The sequence below is a fragment of the Chishuiella sp. genome, assembly GCF_032109125.1.
Classification (GTDB): domain Bacteria; phylum Bacteroidota; class Bacteroidia; order Flavobacteriales; family Weeksellaceae; genus Empedobacter.
Map to the genome: position 1 here is coordinate 30,658 of NZ_DAMCLZ010000005.1, position 20,194 is coordinate 50,851.

A 20,194-nucleotide genomic window follows, 5' to 3' on the forward strand; every position below is an offset into this window, starting at 1 on the left:
GCAGTTTTACTGCAAAATCGCTTAGAAATAGGAGGTAAATGTTGACACAAAAAAAGCTACTTATTTATTTTTATATTAAATTAGTATCTATGATAACAAGAGAAGATATAGATAGTGCATTTAAACTACTTAGTTTTTTAGTGCCTGTACAAACTTATTCTGTTCAGTCATGGGATAAGGATGTTAAAATAATATCTAATAGACTATATCAAATTGAAAAAGATAAAGAAATTAAAATGTTATTTTTTAGATTAAATTCTATCAGTGAAATTACTTGGAGAAAAATATATAAAAAAAGTAAAGATTTAGAACATTTGAATTTCACAATTAAAAAAAAAGATGGATATTGGTTTTTAAGTTGGGAATAAATTCAGAGAAGGACATTCATCTCCTTCTCTAAAAAAAAGTGGTCAAATTTGACCACTTTTTTAATTATTTAATAAAATTATTATTTTCTATTTTCTTCTATTAAATACTTGGTTGCACCAGCATCATAATAACGTAGTGTAATAATAGAATTTTCTAAGGATGTCCAATTAGTACCATTCTTTAAAATAATGGTTGTACCTGTTCCTCCATTTGCCAATGTATAAGGATCATTTCCACCACCACCAATTAAGGTAATTCTATCATTGTGTTTTACATTATTAAGTTCTGAAAAAGAAATTTCTGCTGTTGTATCAGCACTTGGTAATTGTACCATTTTACCAATTTCACCATCTACAATAATAGTATTTGAAGTAGCCTTTATAGGTTCAGAAAAAGTTAAATTTCCTTCATAATAACCAGGGAACTGAGATGTTTTACCATCTGCTTGCCAATTTAATGTAAAATAAGTTCCTTCATTGTTACTTGTATAACTTGGAACTAATTGCATTGGAGTACAAGGAGTTCCTTCTACAATATAACCTAGTTTATCACATGATCCAATTAAAAGAATTGAATCTACTCCAGTCCAATCTTCTAAAAATTCTAATGCTTCAACTGTACCACCTGGATGTTGTGTTGCAAATTTAGGTTCACGAGAAAATGCATCAGGATCTCCTGTAGATTCCCAAGAAGCATCTCCTTTAGACGATGTGTGGTAAACTGTATGCATTCTAGCGTTTGCTGCAAGTACAAAATCATTGATAAAACGAATCCCTTTTTCATCTCTTGATGGAAATTGAATAATGTCAGCAACAGCGATGATTATAATTTCTTTTTTGAAATTAGTAGGACCTCCTGGTGCTTTTCCTTCTGGTCTTTTTAAATTTGGACGCATAGTCTTATTTTTTTAATTAACGTTTAAGAAAAAGTAACTACCTAAGTAGTTACTTTTAAAAATTTATTCTGAAATATTTTTGGCAATTTCATACCATGATCCTTCAATAAATACTAATTGAATATAATCATCAGATTTTTTTAGAACTACATCTGCATTTATTGCTATTGCATCTGATTTTTTTACAGTTAATTCTGCTATATCAGAACCATAAATAGTTATTTTTTTATTCTCAATTCCATTGATAATAGTTAATAAATCTTTTGCTTCTGATCCATTGAATTTAAATTCTGTAGCATTAACAGCATCTATTGCAGTATTATCAAAATTGATTTTATCAGAAATAGATGGTGCTGAAGCTGTACGCTTAATTTCTTTGAATTTACCTTCTCCTAAAGCTAATAGGGTTAAAGTACCTCCAGTTTTCAAATTAAAATCAGTTGTTAAATCTAATAGTTCTCCTTTTTTTATTTTTACTTCAGCTCCTAAAGATGTATTTCCTTGAATTTTTATGACTTGTCCAGAAGCTACATCTGCTAGTTCTGTAATATCTGTTTTAAATTCGGAATCAATTTTTGCAGTTGAATAATACATTTTAATGATTCCTGATGTGTTATCATAAGCAGGGAATGATACATCTTTTCCGAAAATAGGCATGTCATTTGTAAAAACTACTTGATTAGCATATTTATTAACATGCGTTTTTGATAGCTTAATACCGATGTATTGAAGACGAATACCTAATTTATAATCTGCAAATGCATAAGTATCTCGCTTGTCATGACCTAGTGTAAATTGATTAGCTTCTTCTGGTAAGAAACTTAATTGATCAATATTTTTGGATAAAGTCAAATAGAAAAAATCAGAATTGACCATATCAGGCACAGCTTGTAATTTGATATTTGGACGGTCTTTCACGTAGTCTATTGTAGATTTGAAAATACCTCTTTGATTATCTAATACTACTACCTGACTGTTTCCTAATGCTTGTTGATAAGCTAATTTCCAAGCTGCAGACATTCCTATTTCTAAACCTTGAAGTTTTAAATATTCTTCTGGAATTAGCTTGATAAAGTTCTCAACATAATCTACAATATTTTCTAATGTTGGAGCACCTAAAGAAAATGGTTGTAAAATATTTCTTGTGTTGATAGCTCTATATAATTGAATTAATAATCCATCTTGAGCATTTACAGAATTACCTGCTCTGTTATCAGGTGTTGGAACATAAATACCATTAATTTGAGCATTACGATCCTCCAACATTCTTTGTTTGATTGTTTCTGAAAGAATCCAACCAATAAAAGACATCTTCCAAGGATGTGAACCATCTAAATTATAGATATTAGCTATCCATGTGTTTTCTAATGTTTGAAGTTGTGGTCCAGAAAATTCTAAATCAATTTTCTTAGGATAAACTTCTCCAATTTCTACAGAAATATTAAAACCTCCTTTTGCTGCCCATGTACTTGAACGTGCTTGAGTAACTTCTCCAAATGTAATTGAAGCTGTTGTAATACGATCTCTAACGCCTGTAGTTTGTGACCACTCTGCAGGTAAAGATTCAAATTCATTAAAGAAGGTTACTAAAACAGTTGGATTTTGACGAATAAAATGTTCTACATCACCTTGTAGTACGGGAATATTTTCTTTATTCCAATCTGTTGCTTTTGCAGAACCACTCATTGCTCTCTGATTCCAAGATCTGTGTTCAACAGCTTGATAATCTAAATTTTGACCAAATAAGTGTGTAGCTGTATGCTTTGGTAAAGCATTTACACCATAAGGAGTTAAATTCATAGCATTTTGAATAACTGCTGCAGGATTATCTCCAATAGATTCTTTAGCCATTTCTGTATTTTGTTTTTGTAAATTTCTTATAGTTGCAGTTGCTTGAGCTTCTAATGGTTGTTCTACTGCATTTGTTTCAGAAGTTTCTTCTGTAGCATTTACGACACCATTAATTTCCTCTAAAACTACTCTTAACTCTTCTGAAGCTTGATTGCCTTCAGTTTCCTTTTTTAATTCAGCATTAAGGCCATCAAATAAAGCTTGAGCTTTTTCTACGCCTATTTGTTGTTCAATTTTTTCTCGCTGATCTTCAGACAATGCGATTTCATTATCTTTTACTTCAATTTTCTCAATGCCTAATATTTTCATTAACCATTTAGATGAAGTTTGCATTTTAATCCAATTAAAATTCATAAGAAATATTTTATTAATTATTGTTGTATTTTATTTCAGATAGTACATCTATCATTTCAATAGCATCTTGTAAATTTCCAATGCTATCGATTAATCCATATTTTAATGCATCATCTGCATTAAATGTGCGTCCATTCAAAATACCTTCTATTGATAAGTCCAACTTTGGTCTATTTGCTTTTACAGCATTTTGAAATTGTAGAGCTAAAGGGTTTAAAGATTCTGATTTTAAAGAATCATAATTACCTTCTAAGGCTTCTATGATTGGTTTATTTTTCCAATCAGATAAATCAGAATAAACTTCATGTTCTTCTAATCCTGCCATTTCTAAAGCTTTTTTATACCCATAGAAAGTTGCAACAACTCCAATAGAACCAAAACGAGCAGATATATTATTAGAAGCCATTTTATGATCTGCAAGAATATCTGTTGCCCATTCTCCTAAAGACAATGCTTGATCACACAAAGCAACTACAGGTTTTTTCTTTTTAGCTGCAAAATCAATAAATGGATTAATAGCAGGAACAGCACCACCTGGTGTATTTGTTTTTAGAATAATTCCTTTTACAGAATCATCATTATTGTATTTATTTAGTCTATTTGCTATACTTTCAGCACCATAATTAGAACAAGTATCATATAATGTAACTGGTCCTATTAATTCTACAATTGCGTAAGTAGAATTTTGTTTCTTACTATCGTTTGTAATTGTATCACCATATTCATTGGCTAAATAGCTTATTGCTTCTGGTTTTTCTCCAAAAGATTTAGCATTAAATTGCCCTTCTAAAAACTGATTGGCTATTTTTGAGTAATATCTTGTACTTTGTAAATCGAATGCCCAAAGGCTGTTTTGTAATTCGAATAATACCTTCATTGTATAGTATTTGAAGGCAATTTAATTTCATTATATTTGAAGATTACTGACGCATGAAAAAGATGAATAAATTATTAAAAAGAGTTGCATTTGGGATATTGATAATTTCACCATTTGCATTTGTTATTACAGTTGGACAATTTTTAAGAACAACAGGCTTTAGTTTTAATATAGATATAGGTATTTTAAATGATTTTGGAGGTTTTGTAGGGGGGGTATTTGGAAGTTTATTAACTTTTTCAAGTACTTTACTTTTAATTTATAGTATTAATAAACAACAATTAGAAATTGATAAATTAAAAGATAAGGAGGATGAAAAAGATTTTTATAATCAATTAATTATTTTTTTAGATTTATATAGATCAAAAAGTAGAGGATATCTAATTGGTGATAATATTCCTAAATCAAATTATGAAAATCAATTTCAATATTATTTAAAATCTTTTAAAGGAAGATATGATTTACTTCAAAAAAAAGATATTTTAAAAGAAAGTTATTTCAATAAAGATATTCAAAGCAAACTAAATGATGTTAATTCTCTTAATATTATAAATGAGATGCAAACTGATTTAATTTTTATTTTTAAGTATGTTGACGGAAATAAATATGGTGAAAAATATTATCAAATATTAAGAATGTTTATTCTAAAAGAAGAATTTATAATTTTATATTTTTATTGTTTACTATTATTGGTAGAATCTAAATTATATTTTAATCTAGAGAATGAGAAATTTGTTTACAATTTTTACAAAAAAATGGAATTAGATAAATACTTAAGTGATGATTTTTTTAATTCAATAATGCATGATAGATTTTTAATAAATTAACGCCCAATAAAGGGCGTTTTTAATTATATATTCATTTTATTTGAAATTCTTTCTGTTCTCTTTTGGTTATTAATTCTGAGTTTATCTATAGCTTCTGGTTCTGCCATTGCTAAAGAATTAAAAATACTTTGAAATTCAGTTAAAATAATATTCCCATCTCGTAAATATGCATAATCTCCATTATCAAAATAACCTATAAAATCTTGTTGAACATCTTTTACAACATTGGAGATATGAGCAGGATTATCGGTTTTTAGAATAATATTTAGGATAGTACCTATAATTTCTTGTTCTAAAATAAGTGTTTGGTTATTGATTTTTTGTTGATGTACATCTAATGTACTGTTGTTTGTTTTTGACATAATCGTTGACATTTTTATGATAAAAAAAAGGTAGGTCACCGTCAACGAACATCATACGATGAAGTCTTGGGACTTGCACCCATATGCCTACCATTATATTTTTAAGATTTTTTTTCATTTGATGTATGAATTCGTTGACAAAGCAAAGATAATAAAATAAAAAAGAGTTATGCAAATGCATAACTCTAAAAGTTTATTTTTTGTATTTATCGAAGAAATCAAGTAATGATTTGATATGACTCCTTGTCTTCTTATTAATTTTATTATCACTTGCTTTCGTATCACTTTCGAAACGAATATCAACGTCTTGTTCACTATTAGCAATTTTTCGTAAAATTTCAATTTCTTCATCACTAAGTAAATTACTAGAATATTCTTTTACTTTTCCAGCATTTAATACTTTTGTTTCTGGTTTTGAAATTGGAAAATCAATAACTTTATTATTTACGATAAATTTTACTTTATCATGAAAAACCCAATTACTTCCAAAATAACGAATGTTTAGAAATATCAAAGCTTTACCTTCTTTGTAAGATATGTAAGGGTCTAAAATAAAATCTGTACGCCATGCATTTTTTGGATGTATAAAATATCTGCCTTTGAATTTATCAAAATCAAATTCGTATTCTTTATTTTCTTTCGGATTTAATGTAGAAATATCTTGAAAATCAAAACTAGTTTTTGGAAAATTCAATTTTGATATAGAATCTTTTTTAATTTTCACTTGTTCTATAAGTTCTGTGTCTTTTGTTTTTTCTTCAATTTTAGTTAATTCACTTAACCATAGTTCACGTTCTTCATCTGATTTTAAATTCGTAAATAATTTATTTACAGAATTGAACATTACCCTATTTAAAGTATCTTTTTCAGTGGTTTGAGTTTCCTGAGGAAATGCCGAAATTGTAATTGTCAGCAATAAAAAGGAAAGAAATTTTTTCATGAATTAAAATTTATTATTTTTAATGTATATTTTAAGATTGTATATAATTTCATCAAGTATTAGTGAGGGAATAACAAACTCTTTTGAATCATTAATCTTGATTTTTCTAACTATCATTATCTTAAATTCTTGTATGGAAATATTATTTTCTAATAATAATAAATATATTTTTAGAGTTTTTTCATTTAATTGTTTTAGTTCAATTTTGTCTAATTCAATTCCACTACTTATTAATAAACTAATTAATTTAGAAAAATGGAAGTTTTCTATTTTATTACTATCATTAACTTGTGATATACTTGGATATAATACTCCATATTCATCTTCTATATTTCCATAAATATTAGAATCGAATAGTTTATCAAAATAGCTAGGACTCGGTTTATTGGAATAACTATCCTCTAAAACATCATGATCTATATTATAAATATCTGGTAAGTATCTTTCAGCATCAATAATATGTAATATTTGATTAGTATTATTATAAGAATTATAAACGTAATGCATTACTGTTTTTTTGTCTGAATGAAACCAATCACTTTTAGTACTGTCATATGTTAGAAAAATCACACTCTTATTTAAAATTTTAATATTTTTTAAAATTTCATGATAAATAATAAAGTCTCCTTCTTTATTTATTTCTTTATCTATATCACTACATCCAGGAAAACGTAAATCTATATTTTTTTCAATAGGTGTACTTTTTAATGATACTTCTAATTCAGAAAAATGTTTTTTTATAATTGAAATTTCATTTTCATCTAAATCATCAAGAATATGGCATCCCAAAATAAGATCTAAATATTCATCATTTGAAAAAATATCAAATTGATATTTTTTTTGAAAATCTTCTTCAAAGAATTTATTTAAGCCTTCAAATTCTTTATCAATTTGTTCTATTTTTTCTGTAATATCTTTTTGGTCATTAATGATATATTTACTTTGATTTTTAAAATTATTAAATTGTTTAATAACATCATATAATGATTTTAATGTAGGTTTTATTTTTGAAGAATTAAACCCTTTAATAGTTTTTTCACGATTCTTAATAAATTCTTTTTGAACGTGTCTAGTAATATAAATTCTTTCTTTATTTTCTTTAATATAACTAAAAAATTTTTTTCTCGACTCTAATGAAATTTCATAATATTTCAATAAAAAATTAGTATCAACAAAAATTGGATAATTATTTTTTTCTGAAATAATTTCTTTAGATTCTTTATCAAATTTTTTTAAACATTCCCAGTATTCATTTAATGATTTTATTTCTCGTTTTGCCTTAAATGAAAATTCATCAGATATCAATTCTATTTTACTCATCGTATTAATTATTTTTTTTTAAAACTTATAAAAGTAAATAATAAAAATAATATCAAATTATGGTTTTCCGTAAAATAAAACCCACTCATTTGAGTGGGTTTTATTAATCTTTGTAAACAGCTTGAAATAAAACTGAATTCATACCAAACATTCCGCCTGCAAGTTTATAACCTTTGTCTAAATATTCGTTAACTTTTTTTTCAAGTTCTGAAGAATTTCTATGAAAAAGGATTTTGTAATCTGACATAACTAATATAATTGATTAAATTTTTCATTTTCTATAATTCCTATTTGATATCGCCCCACTTTATTATATATATCTTCATCTATTTCAATTCCTAAATAATAAAAAGGAAATTCCATACTTGAATTATATTCTGTTAAATGGTCAATAACCAATTGGTCAAAGTTTTTTTGATGAAGTAAAATCATATATTCTTCATCTAATTTTTTATCAGTAATAAAATCTTTTAAAGTTTTAAAAGTAATAGGGAAGAGTTCATAAATAGAAATTTTAGGTGTCATTTATTTTTTTTCTAAAATACTAAATATTTTCTAACTTCTTCATTTCTTCTATAACTGTATCAGTATAACCAAAAGATATTTCTGAAATAATATTATTTAGATGTCCAAATACAATTTGATTATAAATAGGATAGTTTTTCTTTTTAATAATACCATTTTTAGTATTACGAGTTTTCATGTCAACAAATCTGTGTAATTTTAATAGTGAAAATGTTGCACGAAAATCAGATACATTTAATGCTAATAAATTAAATTTTGGATTAGAAAAATCGTTTTCTTTCATCCTTTCTTTTTGTGCTTGGATTATTGATTTTCCTTCAGTAGTAAGAACACGTTTTATAAATCTTTTTTTAAGAACATGATCAGCATTATCTTTTCTTAATTCAATTAAATTCATAAAATTATATATTAAACGTCCAACTCCAGCCAAAGCAATCCGTTAATCCTTTTACAGGATCTATTTGAAATGATGCTGTATCAAAATTTCTAAAAATTTCACAATTGGATTCTTCATCATCAAAATTTTTAAAAAAGTATTCTAATAAATTATTCAATGAATCTTGAGTTCGTTTATATATCATCATATCCTCAAAATTATTTGTAGGGAGTTTAGGATCTCTTTTTTCTAAAATCAAAAATTGCATCAAATTACGATATTGAATATTATCTATATTTTGAGATTTTTTACTATCTACAGAAGGAATTACAATAACTAATAAATGATTATCAGTAACTTTATGATGTTGTAAATTTTTTACAACTTCAGATTCATCCTGTACAAGTTTAAAAGAATTAAATCCTATATCTGCTGATTTAATTTCTAATCCTAATTCATATAATCTTTGGATATCTATCATTTTGATGATTGTTTTTGTTGTTCTTGCATGTCGATTGCTTGTTTAGTAATATCATACATTCTGATTAAGACTTCCCATAGGTTCGAATTTCTAACATTGTTGTAATCCCCAAAAACCCCAGATTCTGCCATTTTATAAGCAGTTGCTTTTATTCCTATTCCAGGTCGTGGAGATTCATAAGAATTTAAATCATTATCAAAAATTATTGATAAATCAATTTCTTTACCTGCAATAGTAACTGAAGCAGAATTAAGAAAATTCATAAATGCTGTGATATGAAGAAAAAACCCGTAAACTATGCCTAAATCTAAGTGTTTGAATTTTGATATTCTTTTTAATGATTTTTCTTTATCATATTTTTCATTCTTTGGTAAGAAGAAAATAGATAAAACTTTATAAATATTATCTTCATCAGGATATTTGAAGTGATCTAATATTATTTCTACAGCATCCTCCCATTGCCCATAAGTATTTGTTAAAAATCCATCTGATGGTGCATAATATTTTTTTAACCAATAATAGAAGTGTGTTATTTTTCTTTCAGATAAATGATTAATTAGCTGAACAGAATTAATTTCTTTATCTACTATAAAAAATGATTCAATATATTGAGATAAAAATGCAATGTTATTCCAATGCTCTAAATCCTCATTTTCAGTTCTTTTATTTTTATCTGTAGGTTTTATTTTTAGAATAGAATATACTGCTAGTGAAAGAAATTGATTCCAATCTATTTGTTTTACATGATACAAATAAATTAGTCGACAAATATCTATGTACTCATTCGAGCTACACTCTTGTAAATTTTCTGGAAAATAAACCTTTTTTTCTAATCCAAAATATATTTCCTTCATAATTATATGTCTATGATTTTATCATTTTTACTTAAATCTATTTCATAAGATATAGATTTGTTATCTGAGTTTATTTTAGGCTTAATAAGATTTTCAATCTTAACTAATTCAGCTTTATAATCTTTTTCAAAAACATTTTTTAATACTCCAAATTGATTTGTATCAGGAACTTTTTTAGCTTGAGATGTTTGATTTTCAGCTACAAAATTTTGTAAAATACCTTCTGGTAAAATAGTTGCAGATAATCTAGTTGAAGCCCAGAAAAGAGAGTAATATGCACACGCAGCTTTTATATGATATAGTATATTTTGATTAGGTATAGATTTATTTTCTTTTAATGCTGTAAAATATTCACTCCAAATTGATTCTGTTATTCTTGGAATTACTTCTTCTTGTATACATTTCTTAATACCTGGGATCAATTTAATCAATAAATATCTTGATTCAATTTCAAAATATTCATTAAATTCATCTGTAGTTCTGAATAATGGATAAAATGTGTTTTTATATTCCTCTGAATCTTTCCAATTTTTATTAGATTTAACTAAAGGATTTAATTCATCCAATGTTTCAATCATATTATCTAAAGCTTTATAGTATCTTTTTTCCAACTGTTTATTATCACGATCAATCATCCATTCAAATGCTTGTTTTTCGTGTTCAGATACTCTCATCCTTCTTCCTGAATTAGTATGAGCTACATCATTATTAATAACATAATTTCGATAAGCATCTACAGCAATAGGATAAGCAACAGAAGAAATTAATTGTTTATTAGATTCTGAATCTTCTTGTTGGAGTTTATATATAGAATTGTATAATTCTTTTCCAATTATTTTAATAATTGTTTTTGTTGAATTATTTGCATCTAAAATAATATTTTCAAATGTTATATCAGCATCTATATATGGTAAATACTGTTTTAATTCTTCACTATTTGTAAATAACAATTCCATGATTATTTGTTTATTATTCGTTCAGAAGGTGTAATATCTTGTTGTCTTTTAACACCAACATGGTAAAAACCTAATCTTAAATCAGTTCCTTTAAAATTAGCTCTAATGGCTTCATTGTAGGCTTTAAGTGTTATCATTTCTGGAATAGTAACATTTGTATTAAGATGTGTTTGATGGGCATATAATTGCTCACTTCCTGAATCTGATTTACCTGTTTGAGAAATATTACCTAATGCCGAATGTATCCCTATTCCTGCACCAACAGCATAATCTGCACGTTGAGAAACTGCAATTTGTGATTCAATAAAATCTTTTACATTTTGGTCAATTGGTTTTATTGACCAACCAAACTCCCTAAGATCAGTTCCATTATCATCATACAATTTTATTGTGTGCCACATTTTTCCAGAGTTATCAGCTCCAGATAATACTGTTGTAATTTGCTTAAATAATGATTGTCTATATTCAACTAACATAGAAGATTTATAATCAGTACCTTTTTCTGTACAAATGTCTTTTAATTCTAATTCCTTTTTATCCCAATATAATTGAGGGGATTCAACATGAAATTTTAAATTGATTGAATTATTAGTAAAAGCTTGTAAAATTAAAGGTGTTGCTGTTGAAGTTTTCAACCATTCCAATGAACCAAATATATCTGGAACAGTATATACATCAATACCAAATGAATATTCATTTGAATAAACAATACTATTCTTTGAAGCAAAAGGATTTTTCCTATCAAATAGATTATAAACCTTAGCTGTTATATCATGATTATATTGATCAGCAAATGTATTTGATATAATACAATGAGTTGATTCTCTTTGGCCATTTATAAAGTTTTTAGATAATAATCCTTTACGAGCTTTGTTAATAGGAATATGATCTATTTGAGTTATGAGAGACGAACCAATTAAACTACCTTTATTCAATTCATATTTAGAAACACAAGCCTCCATGTAATTATAATCTTTTGCTAATTTATTTATTTCAGTTTCTGCATCAATAAAATCTAACCAATGATTAATTTCTTTATCATGAACCCATTCACGAATTAACTCATTACCATCAAATATTTCACGATATAATTTAGGACCTTGTCCCCATAGTAAGTTTTTCTTTTTGGATAATAAACCAGGAGCTATATAATTCTTTTGAACAATATCTCGAATAATAGTAGGTAAGTTATTACAATCACCATATTGATATATGTAGTATTCACCTAATTGTAGAACTGAATTATTCCATTCTAAGGAATCCTTTGTTCTTGGTTCTGTTTTTTTTTCACCACGAGGATCATTCATTGTTGAAAATGTTACTGCTCCCATATCATTGTACATCAACAATGCTTCTTCATGTTCTAATGTTTGAATCATAAGTAAACGTTTGCTTCATTTAACTTCATTAATAATGATCTATGAAATTGTCTATTTTCATTTTTATCTAAATCTTTATAAGCAATTAAAAATTTCGCTTTTTTAGATTGATCGTTGCGATATCCTTTGTTTAAAATAGCTCGATGAACTGTTTTCCTTTTTCCTTTTAATGTGTAGTACTCAAAACTAAATTCAAACTCATGTTCAGAGAACTGTTTCATACGACGAATAGCAGTCATGTAATGAATGTTCATATTCAAATATCGCATGCTATTGACACAACATTATTGACACAAGAAAATATATATTACATAAACACATATAAGGAAGTCTCTATTTATGATAGCTTCAGAACTTATAAGAAAATTATTAATTACGATTCGAATGAAATTTGTACAATTTTTTTAAATTTTAGAATATATTATTCGCTCAAACCCTTTGTATAAGAGGGTTGCAAGGGAGATTGTCATATTTCTAATTTTTTTTGAATCCTTCAACGTTGATTTATGATTCTGAGCGGGTCGGAGTGAAAGTGTTTATTTTATTTTTAATTATTTAAATAAAATGTAAAAACCATTGATTTTTAATCAATTATGGTTTTAAGTTTTTATTTAAAGTTATTAAAATAACTATTTCCATAGTAAAATGTTATTCTTTAGAATAGTTCTAATTAATTTGAATTTAAAATTTTAGATATTTGTTTGAACTTAAATTAAAAAAATATAAAATGAAATTCTCTGATAGATTTGGATATACTGAACCAAAAACAATTATACAAATAGATGGAATTGATAGTGATTTAAAAAATGCTCTTTGGAATATTATCGATATAATGTATTTATCTAAATATAATTCAAATAATATTTTTGATTCAAGTAATTCAAGAAATTATCAATCAATGATAAATAAAATTTGGGTTGGTTATTTTAAAAAAACTATCGATAGAATACCAAGAAGTGTAACAGAATTTAATAAAAATTTGAGAGATTATTTTTTTAATACAGAATGGTATAATATTTACAATTTATTAGAGTTTATTTCTATGAATTCTAATCTACATCCAAGTGAAATATTCTATGATGTTTGTAATAAAAAATTGGAGTCAGAACTTTCTGGATATCGTTTTGTAGATGGAAAAATAACTCCAATAATAAATGAAGAAGAAATTAAATCTATTGAGGATGCTATTTTAAATTCAAATCAATTTAAACCTGTACAATTACATTTACAAACTGCAATTGAGTTATTTTCAAATAAAACAAATCCAGATTATAGAAATTCAATAAAAGAATCTATTTCTGCTGTAGAATCACTTGTTACAATTTTGACTAATGAGCCTAAATTATCATTAGGTCAAGCATTGAAAAAATTAGAGGATAATGATATTTATATAAATAAAGTTTTTAGAAGTGGTCTTTCAACTATTTATGGATATACAAGTGAAGAAGATGGAATACGTCATGGGTTATTGGAAGAATCTGATATAAAACAAGAAGATGCACGTTTTATGTTGGTAATTTGTTCATCGTTTACAAATTATTTAATTGAAAAATTAAATAAAGCAAATTAATAAAAAAAACCTCCAAATACTGGCATATTTGGAGGTTGTAAAATAGATAAATTTCAATCCGCTAAAACTAAAATTTCTATGTTGTAAATATACGAATTATTCAATAATTTCAGTATCAATAAATGTACTTGAACTTGTACTTCTTGATGATGCAGATGTTCGCCAAATTCTACGCATAATCCAATATTTAAAAGCATCGGAAAAGTTTGTAGAATACATAGGTCTAAGATGCATTGCCAATTTTTCAGATGTTTTATTTTTATGAATCTTGGTTTTCCCTTTTCTATCTTTTTTTGTAATAACTTTTGTTATTTCTAAAGAAGATTTTAATTCTTTATTAAATTTTCTATAAATTCTTAAATTAGGAATACCTGCAATACCTTCATTTAACCATTTTGTCATGAAATAATATTCTTCATCTTGATAAATAGTTGCTTGGTTTTTTGACATTAAATTTACTTTCCATTTTTGTCCTATTTTGGAAGAATATTCTTCAATAGCATTTTTAACATCTGTTGCCCAATCTCTATTTACTTGTTCATATTGATTTCCTGAGCGATCATAATATAAATTCAATATTCTTTTTTCATGACCATCATAAAAATCAACAAATTTTGCAGCAATTTGTGCTGTGCTTTCTGGTGGTAGAGTAAAGAAATTTTTTAAAGCATATATATAATTTTTATTTTCTTGACCTGTAACCATACTAATCATATCACCAAAATCCATTCCTGCAGATACAGGTTGTCTTTTATCATAATATGGTTTTTTTATATGCTTTGCTAATGGATTGAATTCTTCTTTTAATGAATAGTTTGATAGATAATCTTCACGTAAACCATCATCAAAAAAATGATGTGGTCCTAAATAAGCATAAAACATTGCTCCTTGAGGAATGGTAGGTTTTAAAGATAAAATAGAGGTTTTAAATTCTTCAATACCTAACGTTTTCAATGAATCTTCAAAATATCCTAAAGTTAGTATCTGTAAATTAGCTAATGATGAACCAATTAAGAAGTAGGTAGAATCTTTTCTAGCTCGTCGCCATGCAATGGTATATTTAACTATTCTTTTTTGAATTCTTTGAATAGCTAGATCATCTCGATTTTTATAAGCTTTAAATAATTTCTTTTTATCCTCATTTATTTCATGAGCTAAATTTAATATTAGTTTTATTTGATCTACATTCATGTTTTCTTCCTGCTTCATAATCCAATCATATTCTTTATGCATAGGATTTGGCATATCAGTAGTAAATGAATGACCTCTATAATATACAGAATCTCCAAATTTGGTATATTCTCCACGGATAGCAGGGAATAACTTACCAATCTTTTTATCATCAAAATATTTTACTTCATCTCCAAATAAGTGTTGGTAGGAATTACCAGCAGCAGAAGATGGTTGATCTAATGATACTATTTTGAAAAAGCATCCATTGTAAATTGACATTGTATGCTTAAATGATTTTGGTGATTTATATGGTAAATCAAATTCTTTTGGTGGACGTTCATCCAAAACATAATGTACACCTTCTATCCATCCTTTTCTGTTCCACCCCTCAACTAGAGCATCTCTAACATTACCTATTGCATTTTCGTAAGTATCAGCTACCCATGCAAAATAAGCTCTAGGCATATCTTCAGCTATACGCATAGATCTTTCTGCTAATATATCAGAAGATTTTGCAGTTGCACGTCCAGAAATAATATCTAAATTTTTAGGAGAAACTAAGTCGGATAAAATTTTTATCCAAGATGAAAAACGTCCATCAACTAATGGATCATCAATCAGATTTGCGAACGTCTTCATGTTTTTCAGGAAATAATTTTAATGGTTCTAACATAGCTTCTTGATAAGCTAGTTGTTTTTCTCTCTCAGTTACATTTTCAAGATTATCTATAAATTGTTTAACTAAATTTTTATCTTGTATAGTATCTAAACCTAATAATTTAGGATCGTATGTATAAATTGCAAACATTTTACCTGCAGCATCTGTATTTAGTTGTGGAGGATCTTGTTTATCTAATTCTCTAATTTTAGCAACTTCAGCCCAAAGTTTAGTTGCAGCTACAAAATCTTTCGTGTCTTTTGCAGCCATGATAGCAGCATTAATTCCACGCTCCATTTTATCTGCTATTATATTTCTCCAGGCAGATTTAGAAATTTCATTATCACAATAGAAAAATTCTAAGGATTGATTATAATATTTTTTTGCTAAATAACGAGAAAATCCTTCTACAGTAATTAAATGATTTATTATGTGATCTTCACAACCATATTGATCTATACGTAAATGCATTGAACGTATTTTATCAAGTAAATCAAGATGTTCTATTATTGATTTTTTGGATTCTGGAATTATATCATCTGGACCATATTTACAATCTATAAAATCGTAAATATCTTGTAATGTTATTTCTTCTTTTTTCATCCAAAAAAGTGTTTTTTAATTTCTTCTATTTTTCTAGCATCTTTATTCTTTTCAAATTGAAAATTTGCAGAAGTATCACCTTTAGCAGCTTTTTCTATCATGGCATTATTAATGGTAAAATCAACTACCATTCGTCCTCGATTTATTGATTGATAAATTCTTGTTCCTTTAGTATTAGCTATTTTTATAAATATATTTTCATCAACATCTAAAAACTGTGCAATTTTGCGTAATGAGAAATTGGCACCTGCTAACTTTTCAAGTTGTTCATATTGTTCCTCGGATAGGAAAAGAGGATTTTCGTGAAATGGCGTTGACATTTTTTTTAGGATTTAATTTTTCGTAAGCTTCTCTGAGGTCTTGAACTAATTTTGGAAATTCTTCTTTCAACATCATTTGTTTTACTTCTTCTGGATAAGGTAATTGTGAAGAATGACTAAAATCTTCGATAGCTGATATTGCGTTATGTAAATCAGTTATATTTTGCATTTGTTTATATTATAAAGATTTCTCTAAATAATAGATTAAACCTTTTAATGAATTTTCGCCTGTAGCTAAATCAGAACCTATTTCTTCAAATTCATTTGGATTTTCTACATAATCATTTAACCAAGTATCCCAAGCGTCTGTAATCTGTTTTTCGCTATAAACTTCATTATTAACAGAAATAAAAGTATTTTCAGTTAATTTTTTCAAGTCATAAATAACTTCTGGAATAATATCCTTAAGTGCTTCAACAGAAATATCAGCTGGCATTAAAGGATTTTTGAGATTAGCATCTATATTTTCTAATCGGTCAATTATTAATTGAATGTTTTTCATATTAATTTGTTCATTAAGAAGTTTTATCTGTCAATATAGAGTTTAAATCCTCTAAATGATGTTTTAGTTCTTCAATTTTGTTATTGATAAATTCCATTTTATTTAGGATTAAAAACCAACTTTTTTGAAGTAATCGCTAAAGTTGGAAATGAGTAAAAAAAGATATTTAAACAGGCAGTGCTTAATTATTTGTTTTTTCTAAAGATTTTATAATTAGATTTCCTTCTAATTCTAATTTTTCTATTTTGGTTTTTAATGATTCTGCTTTATCAAAATCACCTTTATTTTCAGATTTTGTTTTATAACCTTTTGCAACACGAATTTGACCTTTTAAGGATTCTTTTCTTTGAACTTTTTGTTCAGCTGTCATATTCTCAATTGATTTTTTTAAGTTATGTGTTGAAAATATTTGATGATTTCCTAAGATATCTCCAGTTTCTTGGTAATGTTTCAATTCATCATAAATCAATGAATTTAATATATCAGCTTCAGAAACATTTTTAGCAATTTCTGCTCGTTGTTCTTCTGGTGTGTTTGGATCGTCTAATGCACCACGACCAGCAACTATTTTATTATATGCAGTGATTTTATCATTAATTAAAATCTTGAATTCCTCTGGACATTCCTCTGAATTTAAAAATGGGAATTCTACACGAATAGGAAGATCATTATTCTTATTTTCTAAATTCTCAGTTTGATTTAGTTCTGGATTATAATTTTTTAAAATATTTTCATCTTTTCCAACAAATTCAGATGAATCAATGATATTTTCATCTATAGATTTTGTAATTGTTTCTGGAGATGTGTAAATATGTTGTACTGTTTCTAAATCAGATATTTTATAAACTTTTTTAACTTCATAAATTAATTTAGAAAATTGATGTGGCGTACAACCTATTTTATTGAAATTTGATTCAAGATTTCTATCCTTAGATTGATTTTTTTTATAAAAATCAAATAGTAGATTAAATTTATCTGAGTTACTAAGTGAAGGATGTTTAATGATATTTAAAATGTCTGCTTTCATACGTTTTTGTTTTAAATATCCTTCTATTATTGTTTTGAGTTACTGACACAAAAAAAGCTACTTTTTTAAGTAGCTTTTTGATTATTTTTACCTATTAACTCAATACAATAAAAGACTGCTAATTGTATGTCGGCTCTTATATTTTCATCCGATGCAGAATCACTGCCATTCCAGTCCATGAATAGTGTTAATAAATTATTTTTTAGAAAATCTTTGTCTTCTTCTGAAAGTTCTTTTAATGGTTTGCTGTTTTTTTTGGCATCAAGTAACATTAGGTAAAATTTAATGGTTGTAATTTATTATTTTTAAGCGACAAAATAAGTCGTTAAAATTATTTTTTTATAAAATACTTATAAATTAAATAAATCATTAACGCTCCAAGTAATATTAATGCAACTAGAACTCCTATTGTAAAACCAAGTGTTTGATTTTCTTTATTCTTGTCGATTTCTATTTGACTGTCATTTGATTTTACTTCTGATTTTGAGCTAGAATCTAACTTTAGTCGCTCATTGATTATTTGATGGTTATTTGATGAATTTAAAGAATCTTTTTTATTGTCAATTGATTTTCCGTTAATTATTCCTTTCCCTTTAAATTTCCAACCGTTATTTAATTTAATTATTTCCAATTCGTCATTATTATCTAACCCTTTGAATGAAAAATTAATTTCCTTCATGTAGCTGGACCAGGATAAAGAATCAATTTTATTAAGGTTATTATTCTTTTGAATTGAAATAGAAGAATCAATTTTATTAATTTTTAATTCAGACTTTTCAATATCGACTTTTGATTTTTCTACAATTTTTTTTGAAGTTCTACATCCGTAAAAACTTATAATCAATAGAAATGATATAAGAAGTGCTATTAATGACACTATTTTTCTGTGATTCTTCATAAGCTACTGATTAAAAGCTCTATTCATCCAGCCTCTTAAAAACTTATCTTGTGATGGATTCCGAACTGTTATATTTAAATAATATTTAGCGTTTTCAACGACCAGCTTTTTATGCAGCAATTCATTACCTATTACTTTATTTTTATTGCTTAATTCATTTATATCAAAAGTTATATTAGTATTTATAGAAATAAGGGAATCGTAATATAATTGATTAATAGGAGGAATTGTATCAGGAGTAAAAGTGTACTTTAAATTATTTTCCTCCTGAAAAACTGCAATCTTTTTATTTAGAAGAATTTTAATTTCTGATTTTAAATCTTGTTGAGTGTTTTTTTTAGAAAGAATACTTTTCCCTTGATTGATTATATTATCATATTGATTTCTGTAAAACAACCCTCGTTTATTACTGATATTTAAATCTTTCCAAATAGAATAATTTAATTGATATTCTTTGTAAACTGAATCAAAATTATTTATAGGAAAAATTAAAGCTGGTTCAATTTCAATTGAGTCTTTTTCTGTTTTTACGTCCAAAACAGTAGTTGGAGTAATTTCATTTCCTTGATCTGATAAATTGTTATTCTTAAAACATGATGTTAAAAGAAAAATCGATAAAATTATTAGTAGTTTATTTTTCATTTTCTAATAGTTTGTTTAATGGATTATTTATTAACTGTAATAAGTTATCTGTTACTTTACCTGTTTCAGATACTCCGAGAGCTTTTTGAATTTGTTTAATAGATCTTGATTGACCAGAGTTCACTCCAAAGTCATATAAAGTATCTGCAATAGATTGACTTTCTATTGAATCTGCGTCTAAAACATTCCAAAACTTAGATTTATAGAATTTCTTTACCAATTCGTCTAAATTTGAATCTTTGATGATAAGTCCATATTTAATTGGACCATTCTTTTTTTTGTAAGCATCAATAATTTTCCATCCTTCCCAAGTTTTATGAAAATTACGGGCTATACCTTTATAAGTTTCTCCTCCGTTATCACCTTTTACATCAGCATAACCTCCTTCATTAACTGAAGTTCGTTTGTAAGCATTATTAAAATTTGCCATTGTTA

General features: G+C 26.3%; 27 protein-coding genes. 3 read left to right on the forward strand and 24 right to left on the reverse strand.

Features of this window, described 5'->3' with window-relative positions:
- The first annotated feature begins 89 nt into the window (after nucleotides 1-89).
- On the forward strand, nucleotides 90-368 hold the full coding sequence (locus RT575_RS07070; RefSeq protein WP_313579784.1) for a hypothetical protein: 279 nt from the start codon (nucleotides 90-92) through the stop codon (nucleotides 366-368).
- 80 nt (nucleotides 369-448) lie between these two features.
- Here RT575_RS07070 and RT575_RS07075 read toward each other — a convergent pair whose 3' ends face one another.
- The 3 genes from RT575_RS07075 to RT575_RS07085 form a co-directional block, all read right to left on the reverse strand.
- Nucleotides 449-1,264 carry a hypothetical protein gene (locus tag RT575_RS07075; RefSeq protein WP_313579786.1) on the reverse strand — a complete coding sequence of 272 codons (816 nt, stop codon included), beginning with the start codon at nucleotides 1,262-1,264 and terminating at the stop codon, nucleotides 449-451.
- Nucleotides 1,265-1,327: 63 nt separating this feature from the next.
- A complete protein-coding gene (locus RT575_RS07080) occupies nucleotides 1,328-3,469 on the reverse strand; it encodes a hypothetical protein (RefSeq protein WP_313579788.1) in 2,142 nt (713 codons plus the stop codon).
- Between the two features lie 13 nt (nucleotides 3,470-3,482).
- The gene (locus RT575_RS07085) at nucleotides 3,483-4,346 is read right to left on the reverse strand and encodes a S49 family peptidase (RefSeq protein ID WP_313579790.1); all 864 of its coding nucleotides are present in this window, start codon (nucleotides 4,344-4,346) and stop codon (nucleotides 3,483-3,485) included.
- Nucleotides 4,347-4,408: 62 nt separating this feature from the next.
- Here RT575_RS07085 and RT575_RS07090 point away from each other — a divergent pair, with 62 nt between their 5' ends.
- Nucleotides 4,409-5,173 carry a hypothetical protein gene (locus tag RT575_RS07090; RefSeq protein WP_313579792.1) on the forward strand — a complete coding sequence of 255 codons (765 nt, stop codon included), beginning with the start codon at nucleotides 4,409-4,411 and terminating at the stop codon, nucleotides 5,171-5,173.
- 23 nt (nucleotides 5,174-5,196) lie between these two features.
- Here the strand turns inward: RT575_RS07090 and RT575_RS07095 are convergent, their stop codons facing one another.
- The 11 genes from RT575_RS07095 to RT575_RS07145 form a co-directional block, all read right to left on the reverse strand.
- Nucleotides 5,197-5,535: a hypothetical protein gene (locus tag RT575_RS07095; protein WP_313579794.1), complete on the reverse strand. Its 339-nt coding sequence runs from the start codon at nucleotides 5,533-5,535 to the stop codon at nucleotides 5,197-5,199.
- Between the two features lie 193 nt (nucleotides 5,536-5,728).
- Nucleotides 5,729-6,475 (reverse strand): hypothetical protein, encoded by a 747-nt coding sequence (locus RT575_RS07100; protein ID WP_313579795.1) that lies wholly within the window; start codon nucleotides 6,473-6,475, stop codon nucleotides 5,729-5,731.
- Nucleotides 6,476-6,478: 3 nt separating this feature from the next.
- Nucleotides 6,479-7,795, reverse strand: a complete 1,317-nt coding sequence (locus tag RT575_RS07105; protein ID WP_313579797.1) for a PIN-like domain-containing protein — start codon at nucleotides 7,793-7,795, stop codon at nucleotides 6,479-6,481.
- A 103-nt stretch (nucleotides 7,796-7,898) separates the two neighbouring features.
- Nucleotides 7,899-8,042 carry a hypothetical protein gene (locus tag RT575_RS07110; protein ID WP_313579799.1) on the reverse strand — a complete coding sequence of 48 codons (144 nt, stop codon included), beginning with the start codon at nucleotides 8,040-8,042 and terminating at the stop codon, nucleotides 7,899-7,901.
- 2 nt (nucleotides 8,043-8,044) lie between these two features.
- Nucleotides 8,045-8,320, reverse strand: coding sequence for a hypothetical protein (locus tag RT575_RS07115; protein ID WP_313579800.1), 276 nt, complete (start codon nucleotides 8,318-8,320; stop codon nucleotides 8,045-8,047).
- A gap of 19 nt (nucleotides 8,321-8,339) precedes the next feature.
- Complete coding sequence (locus RT575_RS07120; protein WP_313579801.1) at nucleotides 8,340-8,717, reverse strand: hypothetical protein; 378 nt, start codon at nucleotides 8,715-8,717, stop codon at nucleotides 8,340-8,342.
- A gap of 4 nt (nucleotides 8,718-8,721) precedes the next feature.
- A complete protein-coding gene (locus RT575_RS07125; RefSeq protein WP_313579803.1) occupies nucleotides 8,722-9,177 on the reverse strand; it encodes a hypothetical protein in 456 nt (151 codons plus the stop codon).
- Entirely contained in the window at nucleotides 9,174-10,031 is an 858-nt protein-coding gene (locus RT575_RS07130; protein ID WP_313579805.1) for a hypothetical protein, read from the reverse strand. Before RT575_RS07130 ends, RT575_RS07125 begins: the two co-directional genes overlap by 4 nt.
- A gap of 2 nt (nucleotides 10,032-10,033) precedes the next feature.
- Entirely contained in the window at nucleotides 10,034-10,987 is a 954-nt protein-coding gene (locus tag RT575_RS07135) for a DUF6712 family protein (protein WP_313579806.1), read from the reverse strand.
- Nucleotides 10,988-10,989: 2 nt separating this feature from the next.
- A complete protein-coding gene (locus tag RT575_RS07140; protein ID WP_313579808.1) occupies nucleotides 10,990-12,366 on the reverse strand; it encodes a hypothetical protein in 1,377 nt (458 codons plus the stop codon).
- A complete protein-coding gene (locus RT575_RS07145; protein WP_313579810.1) occupies nucleotides 12,363-12,620 on the reverse strand; it encodes a hypothetical protein in 258 nt (85 codons plus the stop codon). The genes RT575_RS07140 and RT575_RS07145 overlap by 4 nt, the downstream gene beginning before the upstream one ends.
- 473 nt (nucleotides 12,621-13,093) lie before the next feature.
- Between RT575_RS07145 and RT575_RS07150 the strand changes: the two genes are divergently transcribed.
- Nucleotides 13,094-13,936: an AbiJ-NTD4 domain-containing protein gene (locus tag RT575_RS07150; protein WP_313579812.1), complete on the forward strand. Its 843-nt coding sequence runs from the start codon at nucleotides 13,094-13,096 to the stop codon at nucleotides 13,934-13,936.
- Nucleotides 13,937-14,032: 96 nt separating this feature from the next.
- Here RT575_RS07150 and RT575_RS07155 read toward each other — a convergent pair whose 3' ends face one another.
- The 10 genes from RT575_RS07155 to RT575_RS07200 all read right to left on the reverse strand — a co-directional run bounded on the left by RT575_RS07155 (nucleotide 14,033) and on the right by RT575_RS07200 (nucleotide 20,189).
- Entirely contained in the window at nucleotides 14,033-15,748 is a 1,716-nt protein-coding gene (locus RT575_RS07155) for a hypothetical protein (protein WP_313579814.1), read from the reverse strand.
- On the reverse strand, nucleotides 15,723-16,370 hold the full coding sequence (locus RT575_RS07160; RefSeq protein ID WP_313579816.1) for a hypothetical protein: 648 nt from the start codon (nucleotides 16,368-16,370) through the stop codon (nucleotides 15,723-15,725). Before RT575_RS07160 ends, RT575_RS07155 begins: the two co-directional genes overlap by 26 nt.
- Nucleotides 16,367-16,690 (reverse strand): hypothetical protein, encoded by a 324-nt coding sequence (locus tag RT575_RS07165; RefSeq protein WP_313579818.1) that lies wholly within the window; start codon nucleotides 16,688-16,690, stop codon nucleotides 16,367-16,369. The genes RT575_RS07160 and RT575_RS07165 overlap by 4 nt, the downstream gene beginning before the upstream one ends.
- Nucleotides 16,638-16,859 carry a hypothetical protein gene (locus RT575_RS07170; protein WP_313579820.1) on the reverse strand — a complete coding sequence of 74 codons (222 nt, stop codon included), beginning with the start codon at nucleotides 16,857-16,859 and terminating at the stop codon, nucleotides 16,638-16,640. The genes RT575_RS07165 and RT575_RS07170 overlap by 53 nt, the downstream gene beginning before the upstream one ends.
- 9 nt (nucleotides 16,860-16,868) lie before the next feature.
- A complete protein-coding gene (locus RT575_RS07175) occupies nucleotides 16,869-17,192 on the reverse strand; it encodes a hypothetical protein (RefSeq protein WP_313579822.1) in 324 nt (107 codons plus the stop codon).
- Nucleotides 17,193-17,373: 181 nt separating this feature from the next.
- On the reverse strand, nucleotides 17,374-18,219 hold the full coding sequence (locus RT575_RS07180) for a hypothetical protein (protein WP_313579824.1): 846 nt from the start codon (nucleotides 18,217-18,219) through the stop codon (nucleotides 17,374-17,376).
- 65 nt (nucleotides 18,220-18,284) lie between these two features.
- A complete protein-coding gene (locus tag RT575_RS07185) occupies nucleotides 18,285-18,491 on the reverse strand; it encodes a hypothetical protein (protein ID WP_313579826.1) in 207 nt (68 codons plus the stop codon).
- Between the two features lie 59 nt (nucleotides 18,492-18,550).
- Nucleotides 18,551-19,117 carry a hypothetical protein gene (locus RT575_RS07190; protein ID WP_313579827.1) on the reverse strand — a complete coding sequence of 189 codons (567 nt, stop codon included), beginning with the start codon at nucleotides 19,115-19,117 and terminating at the stop codon, nucleotides 18,551-18,553.
- Nucleotides 19,118-19,120: 3 nt separating this feature from the next.
- Complete coding sequence (locus tag RT575_RS07195) at nucleotides 19,121-19,759, reverse strand: putative peptidoglycan-binding domain-containing protein (protein WP_313579829.1); 639 nt, start codon at nucleotides 19,757-19,759, stop codon at nucleotides 19,121-19,123.
- Nucleotides 19,749-20,189 carry a glycosyl hydrolase 108 family protein gene (locus RT575_RS07200; protein WP_313579831.1) on the reverse strand — a complete coding sequence of 147 codons (441 nt, stop codon included), beginning with the start codon at nucleotides 20,187-20,189 and terminating at the stop codon, nucleotides 19,749-19,751. Before RT575_RS07200 ends, RT575_RS07195 begins: the two co-directional genes overlap by 11 nt.
- Nucleotides 20,190-20,194 lie beyond the last annotated feature (5 nt).

What these genes read in the sequence shown, in the direction of transcription:
- RT575_RS07070 (WP_313579784.1), top strand. Translation starts at nt 90, where the DNA reads ATGATAACAAGAGAAGATATAGATAGTGCATTTAAACTACTTAGTTTT.
- RT575_RS07075 (WP_313579786.1), bottom strand. Translation starts at nt 1,264, where the DNA reads ATGCGTCCAAATTTAAAAAGACCAGAAGGAAAAGCACCAGGAGGTCCT.
- RT575_RS07080 (WP_313579788.1), bottom strand. Translation starts at nt 3,469, where the DNA reads ATGAATTTTAATTGGATTAAAATGCAAACTTCATCTAAATGGTTAATG.
- RT575_RS07085 (WP_313579790.1), bottom strand. Translation starts at nt 4,346, where the DNA reads ATGAAGGTATTATTCGAATTACAAAACAGCCTTTGGGCATTCGATTTA.
- RT575_RS07090 (WP_313579792.1), top strand. Translation starts at nt 4,409, where the DNA reads ATGAATAAATTATTAAAAAGAGTTGCATTTGGGATATTGATAATTTCA.
- RT575_RS07095 (WP_313579794.1), bottom strand. Translation starts at nt 5,535, where the DNA reads ATGTCAAAAACAAACAACAGTACATTAGATGTACATCAACAAAAAATC.
- RT575_RS07100 (WP_313579795.1), bottom strand. Translation starts at nt 6,475, where the DNA reads ATGAAAAAATTTCTTTCCTTTTTATTGCTGACAATTACAATTTCGGCA.
- RT575_RS07105 (WP_313579797.1), bottom strand. Translation starts at nt 7,795, where the DNA reads ATGAGTAAAATAGAATTGATATCTGATGAATTTTCATTTAAGGCAAAA.
- RT575_RS07110 (WP_313579799.1), bottom strand. Translation starts at nt 8,042, where the DNA reads ATGTCAGATTACAAAATCCTTTTTCATAGAAATTCTTCAGAACTTGAA.
- RT575_RS07115 (WP_313579800.1), bottom strand. Translation starts at nt 8,320, where the DNA reads ATGACACCTAAAATTTCTATTTATGAACTCTTCCCTATTACTTTTAAA.
- RT575_RS07120 (WP_313579801.1), bottom strand. Translation starts at nt 8,717, where the DNA reads ATGAATTTAATTGAATTAAGAAAAGATAATGCTGATCATGTTCTTAAA.
- RT575_RS07125 (WP_313579803.1), bottom strand. Translation starts at nt 9,177, where the DNA reads ATGATAGATATCCAAAGATTATATGAATTAGGATTAGAAATTAAATCA.
- RT575_RS07130 (WP_313579805.1), bottom strand. Translation starts at nt 10,031, where the DNA reads ATGAAGGAAATATATTTTGGATTAGAAAAAAAGGTTTATTTTCCAGAA.
- RT575_RS07135 (WP_313579806.1), bottom strand. Translation starts at nt 10,987, where the DNA reads ATGGAATTGTTATTTACAAATAGTGAAGAATTAAAACAGTATTTACCA.
- RT575_RS07140 (WP_313579808.1), bottom strand. Translation starts at nt 12,366, where the DNA reads ATGATTCAAACATTAGAACATGAAGAAGCATTGTTGATGTACAATGAT.
- RT575_RS07145 (WP_313579810.1), bottom strand. Translation starts at nt 12,620, where the DNA reads ATGAACATTCATTACATGACTGCTATTCGTCGTATGAAACAGTTCTCT.
- RT575_RS07150 (WP_313579812.1), top strand. Translation starts at nt 13,094, where the DNA reads ATGAAATTCTCTGATAGATTTGGATATACTGAACCAAAAACAATTATA.
- RT575_RS07155 (WP_313579814.1), bottom strand. Translation starts at nt 15,748, where the DNA reads ATGAAGACGTTCGCAAATCTGATTGATGATCCATTAGTTGATGGACGT.
- RT575_RS07160 (WP_313579816.1), bottom strand. Translation starts at nt 16,370, where the DNA reads ATGAAAAAAGAAGAAATAACATTACAAGATATTTACGATTTTATAGAT.
- RT575_RS07165 (WP_313579818.1), bottom strand. Translation starts at nt 16,690, where the DNA reads ATGTCAACGCCATTTCACGAAAATCCTCTTTTCCTATCCGAGGAACAA.
- RT575_RS07170 (WP_313579820.1), bottom strand. Translation starts at nt 16,859, where the DNA reads ATGCAAAATATAACTGATTTACATAACGCAATATCAGCTATCGAAGAT.
- RT575_RS07175 (WP_313579822.1), bottom strand. Translation starts at nt 17,192, where the DNA reads ATGAAAAACATTCAATTAATAATTGACCGATTAGAAAATATAGATGCT.
- RT575_RS07180 (WP_313579824.1), bottom strand. Translation starts at nt 18,219, where the DNA reads ATGAAAGCAGACATTTTAAATATCATTAAACATCCTTCACTTAGTAAC.
- RT575_RS07185 (WP_313579826.1), bottom strand. Translation starts at nt 18,491, where the DNA reads ATGTTACTTGATGCCAAAAAAAACAGCAAACCATTAAAAGAACTTTCA.
- RT575_RS07190 (WP_313579827.1), bottom strand. Translation starts at nt 19,117, where the DNA reads ATGAAGAATCACAGAAAAATAGTGTCATTAATAGCACTTCTTATATCA.
- RT575_RS07195 (WP_313579829.1), bottom strand. Translation starts at nt 19,759, where the DNA reads ATGAAAAATAAACTACTAATAATTTTATCGATTTTTCTTTTAACATCA.
- RT575_RS07200 (WP_313579831.1), bottom strand. Translation starts at nt 20,189, where the DNA reads ATGGCAAATTTTAATAATGCTTACAAACGAACTTCAGTTAATGAAGGA.